This is a genomic window from Streptomyces sp. NPDC020898 (assembly GCF_044333925.1).
Lineage (GTDB): Bacteria > Actinomycetota > Actinomycetes > Streptomycetales > Streptomycetaceae > Streptomyces.
In genome coordinates, this window is record NZ_JBIRRV010000004.1 from 630,591 (window position 1) to 639,637 (window position 9,047).

Consider the following 9,047-nt stretch of genomic DNA (forward strand, 5'->3'; position numbering starts at 1 on the left):
ATCCCCGACAAGGAAGTCGAAGGAAGTTGAAGAAGAAGTTGATGAAGAAGTCGAAGAAGACGAGATCCAGAGCAGTACCGTCGCTGGTCGCGCTGGCCACCGCCGCGCTGACCGCGGCGGCCACGCTGATGGCCGCCCCCGTGGCAGCGGCAGCGACCGATGCCGCCGACCTGACCTGGTCGGCCACCACCTTCGGCCAGTCCACCGACCTCAACTTCGCGTCGAACGTGCTGCCCGAGAAGGTCGGCACCAACTACGCGAAGCCCGAGCACCCCGGCACCCTCGACGGCCGGATCGAGCTGGAGAGCCGCGGCGGCAAACTGGCCCCCGGACACGACGGCATCACCTTCTACCAGACGGCCCTGAACCCGAAGACGGACAACTTCGTCCTCACCGCCGACATGACCGTCGAGCAGTTCGGGCCGGAGACCGGCGCCGCCGTCAACTCGGCGGACAGCGCGGGCATCATGGTGCGTGACGTGAACGGCGCGCCCCGCCAGGACCCGATGGTCCTCGGCTTCGAGGAGGTGCCGGCCGCGTCCAACATCTTCGGCGCGGGCATGATGAAGACGGGCCTCAGCGGCTTCAGCCGGACGGGTGTCGTGAAGCCGTACGGCAATCCCGGCGGGGCCCTCAAGGCGACCGCGTTCACCCGGGACTCCACGTACGCGCTGCCCACCGGCACCCCGGTCACCCTCCGACTGGAGCGCACGGACACCGAGTTCGTGATGTCGGCGACGTTCACGCACGCCGGGGAGCCCGCCACCTTCGTGCAGCGGGTTGCCGGCGCCGACTGGGTCCAGGACATCGACCCGGACCACATGTACGTCGGCTTCTACGCCGCCCGCAACGCCAAGGTCAGCTTCGCCAACGCCCGCCTGGAACTGAGCGAGGCGCACACCCAGCCGCGCACCCCGGTCCAGGTGACCCCCGCGGCCCCCTCGCTGACCCTGTTCTCGGCGCCCGAGACCAGCACCAGCGACTACACCCTGCGGGCCCGCCCCAACTACGACGGCACCCTCACGGTCACCGACGCCACCGGCGCACAGCTCACCGAGGCCCAGGTCACGGCCAACCAGGTGTTCGGCCACCGGCTCCAACTGACCGCCGACCAGACCGAGTTCACCCTTACCCTCACCCCGGACGCGGCCTCGTCACCCGGCACCCCGGTGACCAAGAAGCTCACGGTCACCAGAAAGCCGTACGGCGAACAGGGCGACGGCGCGGTCATCCACGCCTCGCCGACCGGCACGGCCACCGCCACCGGTACGGCCGCCGACCCCGTCGACCTCGCCACGGCACTGCGTCACGTCGCCCCCGGCGGCCAGGTGCTGATGCACGGCGGGACCTATCAGCCGACGGGCACGCTCAACCTGGGCGCCTCCTACAGCGGTCTGCCCGGGAAGCCCAAAACCCTGAAGCCGTACCGGAACCAGGACGTCACCGTCGACGGACGCGACGCGCTCGAAGTGGTGCTGCGTCTGGACGCCGACCACTGGAAGGTGAACGGCTTCCACATCACCCACGCGGCGGCCAACGCCCTCCGGATGAGCGGCAGTGACAACACCGTCCAGCGGATGCTGTTCAACTACAACGGCAACACCGGCTTCCAGATCACCGGCAGCGGCACCGACCCGGCGCTGTGGCCGTCGTACAACCTCGTCGAGGGCAACGAGTCCCACGACAACCGGGACGTCGACGACGAGAACGCCGACGGGTTCGCCGCCAAGCTGGGCGTCGGCGCGGGCAACGTCTTCCGGGGGAACATCGCCCACCACAACATCGACGACGGTTGGGACCTCTACAACCGCACCAACGAGGGCGCCAACCTGCCGATCACCCTCATCGACAACGTCGCCTACGCCAACGGCCGCCTCAGCAACGGCTACGACGAGGACAGCAACCGGGGGAGCGGCTTCAAGCTCGGCGGCGAGGGCCTGCCCGTCGACCACGTCGTGCGGGGCAACATCGCCTACGACAACAACCTCGACGGCTTCACGGACAACTTCAACCCGGGCCGGATGACGCTGACCGGGAACACGTCCTTCGACAACAAGCGGTTCAACTACATCGCCCGCTTCAACCCGTACTTCACGGCGGCCGAGCAGGGCGTCTACCGCGACAACCTCTCCTTCCGCACAGCGGACGGCCCCGGCGGCGCCACCCCCGTACGGGACTTCCTGTCAGGAGACGTCGACGGCACGAACGTCCTCTTCGACGGCGAGCGGGCCGTCAACTCCGACGGCACGACGGCCGCGACGGCCGCCGACTTCTGCTCGCTCACCCCGCCCGCCTCGTACGAACGGAACCGGGACGGCACCCCGCGCCACGGCGCCTTCCTCCGCCCGACCTGGCGCAGCCCGCTGAACACGGCGGGCACGGACGGCTCCCCGGTCGGAGCGCTGACGGCCCGACGCTGAGGCGAATGCGACAGTCCGTCACCCGGAATCACTCTGGGTGACGGACCGTCACCAGCCGGTCAGCAGAAGGTGGTTGACGAGCAGGGCGAGGACGGCCTGGGCGGTGAGCCAGGCGCGCGGCCGGGACAGGAGCGCGCAGGCGGGCAGCAGCCACAGCGCGAACGGCAGCCAGATGCGTTCGGTCTCCGCCTTGCTCATCCCGGACAGATCGGCGACGAGCAGCGCGAGCGCGGCGGCCGACACGAGAACGGCGAGGCGGAGCTCCTCGGCATCGGGGCCGCCACCGGGTTCGCCCAGGCGGGGCAGGAGGCCCTCGCGCCGCCGGGGTACGAGGCGGTCGCGCCCCCGGACGAGCGTGCCGCCCACCCGTCGCAGGCCCGCCACCGTCGCGAGGCCCACGACGAACACCGTGCACGCGAGATTCGCCCACACCCAGTAGCCGTACGGGCGGAAGCCACCGGCGCCCTGGTAGTAACGCCGGACCAGCAGCCGGTACGCCTCCCACCAGTCGAACCCGGCGAGGGTGAACAGCAGCGGCACGACGGCGAGCCCGGCGAGCCCGGCGAGCAGGAAGGGCAGCCGCCGGGTGAGGTGCCAGGGGCGCGGCCGGCCCAGGATCACCACGCCCGCCGCGATCAGGGCGAACAAAGTGAGCCCGTACGAGAGGTAGCAGGTCAGGCCGAAGAGCAGGCCCGAGCCGAACAGCGCCGCCCGCCGCCGGAGTTCTGTCCGCCCGGTCAGTGCGAGCGCGAGCAGCGCCACGGACCAGGCGGCGACCGCCGCGAAGTACCCGTCGGCCGAGGTGCCCATCCACACCGCGGCCGGCGCGAGGACCAGGAACGGCGCCGCCCGCCGCGCCAGGCCCTCCCCGGCCAGGACGCGCACCGTGACGAGCACCGCCGCGCACGCCGTGGCGCCGACGACGACGACCCAGATCCCGGCCCACGCCCCGCCGCCCAGGCCGACCCGGTCGAGGAGCACGAAGGTGAGGGTCGCCGCCGGGGGATGCCCGGCCACATGCGGGGGCCACTGGCCCGGTGACCCCCACAGGATGTGGTCGTCGAAGGTCCGCAGGGCATGGGCGATGTCCGCGAAACGGTCGATGACCTGGAGATACTCGTACTTCGTCGTCAGTCGCCGGGCGATCCCGCGCTGCCAGCCGTCGACGAGGGCGAGGGACGACGTCCAGGCCACGGCGGTACCCCACGAGGCCCACAGCAGCGGGCGCCAGGGCAGCCTGGCGGCCAGGGAAGGGCCGTACGCCACGACGGCGACCGCGACGACGAGGGCGGCCGGGGTGCCGGGGCCGGTGTGCGGTGACCAGTGGGCGTACAGGGGTGGCCAGCCCACGTGGAGGACGTCCTTGGCGCGCTTGATGGCGACGCCGACCAGCACGGCGGCCACGACGAGCAGGACGGCGGCCGAGGCGGCGTACAGGTCGCGGCGGAGGCCGCGGTCGCCCAGGTCGGGGTCGCTCAGGTCGGCGTCGCGGTTGCGGAGATCACGGATCACGCGGGAACGCTAGGCCGGACGGCGGCCTTCAGCCCTCTGACAGGCGCAGACGTCAGCGTTTCGTCATGGGTCGTGAGCCCTTCCGGCGGGTGCGGCGGACCTACGGTCGGTACATGGCAAGGACCTCTTCCTCCTCCCCCTCCTCCCGCACTTCCCCTGCTGCCTCTTCCCCTTCCGCCCCCGGGTTCTGGCGCAGCCCGCTGCGCGGCCCCTGGCTGACCTCGGTGCTCGGGGTGGTGCTGCTCGTCGGGATCCCGGTGCTGTTCGTGACGGGGCTGCTGTCGTACGCGGCCTACAACCCGGGGCTGTCGCCGGTGAACGACAAGACCCCGGACAAGGGGATCCTCGGCTTCTATCTCTTCGCCTGGCCGACCGACCCGCCCTGGCTGTACCGCCTCAACCAGGGCGTCCATGTCACGCTCGGCATCACCCTCGTCCCCGTCCTGCTGGCCAAGCTGTGGTCGGTGGTGCCGAGGCTGTTCCAGCTGCCGCCCGCCCGGTCTCTCGCCCACGCGCTGGAGCGACTCTCGCTGCTCCTGCTGGTCGGCGGCGCCCTCTTCGAGTTCGTCACCGGTGTGCTCAACATCCAGCTCGACTACCTCTTCCCGGGTTCCTTCTACCCCCTGCACTTCTACGGCGCCTGGGTGTTCTTCGCCGCCCTCGTCGCCCACGTGGTGCTGAGGGCGCCGACGGCGGTACGCAACCTGCGCCGCATGCGAGAACAGGGAGATGAAGGAGGAGGGGAAAGGGAGGGAGAGGAACCGCAGGCCCCGCCCGTGTCCTCGGCGGAGCCCTCGCTCGTCTCCCCGGACCCCGCCGAGCCCACCGTCTCCCGGCGAGGGGCGCTGGGGCTGGTCGGGGGTGGCTCGCTGCTGCTGTTCGCCACGACGGCGGGGCAGAACTTCGACGGGCCGCTGCGCGCCACCGCCCTCCTCGCCCCGCACGGCGGCGCCGAGCCGGGCAGCGGCCCCGGCGGCTTCCAGATCAACAAGACGGCCGCGTCCAGGGGCATCAGCACCGCGGAGACGAGCGAGGAGGCGTGGCGGCTGGTGGTGACGGGGCCCGGTGGCACCGTACGGCTGAGCCGCGCCCAATTGCTCCAACTTCCCCTGTACAGCGCGGCGTTGCCCATCGCCTGCGTGGAGGGCTGGTCGACCTCCGACCAGTGGTGGCGAGGCGTACGGCTGCGCGACCTCGCCGCCCTCGTCGGGTACGAAGACGAAGGCCACGACGCCGACACGGCCCCCGACGTACTCGTGGAGTCCCTCCAGCGGAGCGGTGCCTTCCGCCGGGCCGCCCTGCGCGCCAACCAGGTGCACGACGCGCGCTCCCTGCTCGCCCTGGACGTCAACGGCGAGCCCCTGACCCCCGACCACGGCTACCCGGCGCGCGTCATCGTGCCCGCGGCGCCCGGAGTCCTCAACACCAAGTGGGTGTCCCGTATGACGTTCGGAGAACTGTGATGAGGGGACCTGTGATGAGGAGACCTGTGATGGGGAAGTTCCGCCTGCCGCTGGGCAGCCCGTTCCACCTGCTGCTCCTGGCCTGCTCGTTCGCACTCGCCGGATACGCGGGCGTGCGGCTGCTCGCGGACGACTGGTTCCAGGTCGCACTGTGGTTCGTGGGGGCGGCCGTGGTGCACGACCTGGTCCTGCTCCCGCTGTACGGGATCGCGGACCGCGCGGTCGTACGGGCATCCGGAGCCGCCGGCCATCGCGCGTGGGCGCTCTACGTGCGCGTACCGGCGGCCCTTTCCGGGCTGCTCCTGCTGGTGTGGTTCCCGCTGATCAGCGGACGGGTGGCGGACCGCTACGAGTCCGCCACCGGCCTGTCGCCGGACGGGTTCCTCGCCCGCTGGCTGCTGATCACGGCCCTGCTCTTCGGCGGCTCGGCGCTGCTCCTGCTCCGGCGGGCGCGCAGCGCGACGAAGGAACGCCCGCCCGCCGTCCACTGACCGGCGCCGCGCCAGCCGAGGGGCCGGGCGTACCGCAGCAGCGCCGGGGTGCCGAGCCGCGCCCAGGGGAACGAGGAGTCGTCGGTACGGCTGCTGTCGACGGCGCGTACGAGGCTCACCTCGGCGCGCTCGTCCACGTCCGCCGGGACCGTCTCGGCGATCAACAGGCCACCGGGGACGAGCAGTTGGGCCAGCCGCCGGAGCAGGGCGCGCGGGTCGCCGCCGATACCGAGGTTGCCGTCGAGGAGCAGGGCGGTGTTCCAGCGGCCCTCGCCGGGCAGCGGTGCGAAGACCGAGCGCCGCAGGGCCTGCCCGCCGAGCCGTACGGTGTGCGCGACGGCGGCCTCGCTGACGTCGATGCCGAGGACGGGCCGCCCCAGGGCGGCGAGTTCCACGACCAGCCGCCCGGGCCCGCACCCCACATCCAGCACGGCCCCCTCGCACCGCCCCAGCACCTCCCGGTCCACGGCGTCGGCGCGGGCGCACCACCGCTCCACCTCCAGGGGCAGCAGCCAGCCGTCGCCGCGACGCAGGAAGAGCGGCCCGCGGCCGGTGCGCAGCGCGTCGGCGTACGGGTCGGCGGCCCAGGACCGCGCCGCGGTCTCCTGCCACATGGTGCTCATCGGCGGCCGACCGCTGTCAGCCGGGCCAGTTCCGCGGCGAACCGGCTGTGCGGCGCCGCCGCGGCGACCGCCTCCGCGTCGGCGGCCGTGTCGACGTCCCGCAGACACGGCAGATCGCGTACGCGCAGGCCGGCGTCGATGAGCCGGTCGATCTGCACGGCCCCGGTGGCGGGCGTCGACATGGGGACCCCGAGGAGGAGAGCCGGGTCCGGCTCGGCCAGTCCCAGGGCCCAGAAGCCCCCGTCCTCGGCCGGACCGAAGTACGCGTCGCACCCGGCGAAGTCCACGGTCAGGAGCTCCGGAGTGACCTGCGGGGTGTCCATGCCGATGAGCAGGGCCGGGCCGTCGCAGCCCGCGAAGGCCGCGGCGAGCCGTTCGTCCAGTCCGCCCGCGCACTGCGGCACGACGTCGAAGCCGGGCGGCAGCCAGGGGCCGGGCTCCCCGGCCAGCACCAGCACCCGGCGGCGCGCGGGAGTCGCGGCGACGGCGTGCAGGGTGTCGACGAGGGCGGCCTCGGCGAGCGCCGCCGCCTCGGCGGGGGTGAAGGGCGGGGTGAGCCGGGTCTTCACCCGGCCCGGGCGTGGCTCCTTGGCGATGACGAGGAGCGTGGTCATCGGCGCGTTCCTTCCGCCGTGACGGGCGCGGCGGGTTCGTTCAGGACGCGCCGCATGTCCCGTACGGCCTGCCAACTGCCCCGCCAGGTACCGGTGACCTTGGACGATCCCGTACGCGGCCGGTACGGCACGTCGTGCTCGGTGACGCGCCAGCCCGCGTCGGCGGCGCGCACGACCATCTGCAGCGGATAGCCGCTGCGGCGGTCGGTCAGCCCGAGGGCGAGGAGCGGCTCGCGGCGGGCGGCGCGCAGCGGCCCGAGGTCGTGCAGACGCAGCCCGGTACGGCGGCGCAGCATCCGGGCGAGCGCCAGGTTGCCGGCCCGGGCGTGCACGGGCCACGCCCCGCGCCCCTGCGGACGGCGCCTGCCGAGTACGAGGTCGGCCTGCCCGTCCGCCACTTCGCGGACGAAGGGGACGAGCAGCGACGGGTCGAGCGAGGCGTCGCAGTCGCAGAAGCACACGATGTCGGCCGTGGCGGCGGTCAGGCCCGCGTGGCAGGCGGCGCCGAAGCCCCGGCGCGGCTCGTGGACCACGGTCGCCCCCAACTCGCGGGCGAGGTCCGCCGACCCGTCGGTGGACCCGTTGTCCACGACCAGGGCGCGCCAGCCGGGCGGGATACGGGCGAGCACCCAGGGCAGGGCCCCGGCTTCGTCGAGACAGGGGAGCACGACGTCGACGTCGGGCGGTCCGGGACGGGTTGGGGGAGAGGTCGAGGGAGAGGTCGTCACGGGTTTCACCCTACGAGCGCGAAAAGGGCATATCGGACTCCGGTTCCTTACGAAACGCGGACGTCGGAGGCGGTACGCGCCCGCGGGGCACCACGGGCGGCGGCGTGGTGCGAGGCTGGCGGCATGGAGCAGCAACAGCCACATGAACCGAGGGCGACCGGTGCCACCGGGGCGGCGGGGGCGGCCCGCGTCCTCGTCGTCGACGACGATCCGACCGTCGCGGAGGTCGTCGCCGGCTACCTGGACCGGGCCGGATACACCGTGGACCGCGCCGGAGACGGCCCGACCGCGCTCGCCCGAGCCGCGGCGCACTGGCCGGACCTGGTGGTGCTGGACCTGATGCTGCCGGGCATGGACGGCCTGGAGGTCTGCCGCCGGCTGCGCGGACGCGGACCGGTGCCGGTCATCATGCTCACCGCCCGGGGCGACGAGGACGACCGCGTCCTGGGCCTGGAGGTGGGCGCCGACGACTACGTCACGAAGCCGTTCAGCCCCCGGGAACTGGTCCTGCGGGTGGAGTCCGTACTCCGGCGCACACGGCCCCGCCCGGACGCGCGGCCCCTGAGCGCGGCCGGTCTCACCATCGACCCCACAGCCCGCCGCGCCACCAGGAACGGCACCGAACTCGCCCTCACCCTGCGCGAGTTCGACCTCCTCGCCTTCTTCCTCCGGCACCCGGGACGGGCGTACACCCGCGAGGACCTGATGCGCGAGGTCTGGGGCTGGGACTTCGGCGACCTCTCCACCGTCACCGTCCACGTCCGCCGCCTACGCGGCAAGATCGAGACCGACCCGGCCCGTCCCCGCCTCATCCAGACGGTGTGGGGGGTGGGCTACCGCTTCGACCCGGACGGCACGACTGAGGGGGCGGGGGCGTCCGCCGACGCCGGGCGGGCTGGTCCGTCCGCCGACGCCTGGCCGGCTGGTTCATCTGCCGACGCCGAGGCCTTCGGTCTGTCCGGCGGTGCCGGGACGTCCGGCACATCTGCCGACGCCGGACCGGCTGGTTCGTCCGCCGGCGCCGGGGAGCCCGGCGCGTCTGCCGACGCGGAGCCGTCCGGTACGTCCCACGACACCGGGCCGGCTGGTTCGTCCGCCGGCGCCGAGGCCTTCGGTCTGTCCGGCGGTGCCGGGACGTCCGGCACATCTGCCGACGCCGGACCGGCTGGTTCGTCCGTCGGCGCCGGGGAGCCCGG

7 protein-coding genes are annotated in these 9,047 nt (G+C 73.1%); 3 read left to right on the top strand and 4 right to left on the bottom strand.

Features of this window, described 5'->3' with window-relative positions:
* Positions 1 to 26: 26 nt before the first annotated feature.
* Positions 27 to 2,420, top strand: a complete 2,394-nt coding sequence (locus ACH4TV_RS17265; RefSeq protein WP_398398774.1) for a right-handed parallel beta-helix repeat-containing protein — start codon at positions 27 to 29, stop codon at positions 2,418 to 2,420.
* 48 nt (positions 2,421 to 2,468) lie between these two features.
* On the opposite strand, the gene ACH4TV_RS17270 is transcribed toward ACH4TV_RS17265, so the two are convergent.
* Positions 2,469 to 3,899: a hypothetical protein gene (locus ACH4TV_RS17270; RefSeq protein ID WP_398398855.1), complete on the bottom strand. Its 1,431-nt coding sequence runs from the start codon at positions 3,897 to 3,899 to the stop codon at positions 2,469 to 2,471.
* A gap of 146 nt (positions 3,900 to 4,045) precedes the next feature.
* Between ACH4TV_RS17270 and ACH4TV_RS17275 the strand changes: the two genes are divergently transcribed.
* Positions 4,046 to 5,395 (top strand): molybdopterin-dependent oxidoreductase, encoded by a 1,350-nt coding sequence (locus ACH4TV_RS17275; RefSeq protein WP_398398775.1) that lies wholly within the window; start codon positions 4,046 to 4,048, stop codon positions 5,393 to 5,395.
* Between the two features lie 346 nt (positions 5,396 to 5,741).
* Here the strand turns inward: ACH4TV_RS17275 and ACH4TV_RS17280 are convergent, their stop codons facing one another.
* From ACH4TV_RS17280 to ACH4TV_RS17290, 3 genes are read right to left on the bottom strand one after another with little or no spacing between them, the layout of a single operon-like run.
* Complete coding sequence (locus ACH4TV_RS17280; RefSeq protein ID WP_398398777.1) at positions 5,742 to 6,509, bottom strand: class I SAM-dependent methyltransferase; 768 nt, start codon at positions 6,507 to 6,509, stop codon at positions 5,742 to 5,744.
* Positions 6,506 to 7,123, bottom strand: coding sequence for a DUF2064 domain-containing protein (locus ACH4TV_RS17285; protein ID WP_398398779.1), 618 nt, complete (start codon positions 7,121 to 7,123; stop codon positions 6,506 to 6,508). Before ACH4TV_RS17285 ends, ACH4TV_RS17280 begins: the two co-directional genes overlap by 4 nt.
* On the bottom strand, positions 7,120 to 7,860 hold the full coding sequence (locus ACH4TV_RS17290; RefSeq protein ID WP_398398781.1) for a glycosyltransferase family 2 protein: 741 nt from the start codon (positions 7,858 to 7,860) through the stop codon (positions 7,120 to 7,122). Before ACH4TV_RS17290 ends, ACH4TV_RS17285 begins: the two co-directional genes overlap by 4 nt.
* A gap of 114 nt (positions 7,861 to 7,974) precedes the next feature.
* Here ACH4TV_RS17290 and ACH4TV_RS17295 point away from each other — a divergent pair.
* The coding region (locus ACH4TV_RS17295) for a response regulator (protein WP_398398782.1) at positions 7,975 to 9,047 on the top strand (1,073 nt) is incomplete at its 3' end.

What these genes read in the sequence shown, in the direction of transcription:
- ACH4TV_RS17275 (WP_398398775.1), top strand. Translation starts at nt 4,046, where the DNA reads ATGGCAAGGACCTCTTCCTCCTCCCCCTCCTCCCGCACTTCCCCTGCT.
- ACH4TV_RS17280 (WP_398398777.1), bottom strand. Translation starts at nt 6,509, where the DNA reads ATGAGCACCATGTGGCAGGAGACCGCGGCGCGGTCCTGGGCCGCCGAC.
- ACH4TV_RS17285 (WP_398398779.1), bottom strand. Translation starts at nt 7,123, where the DNA reads ATGACCACGCTCCTCGTCATCGCCAAGGAGCCACGCCCGGGCCGGGTG.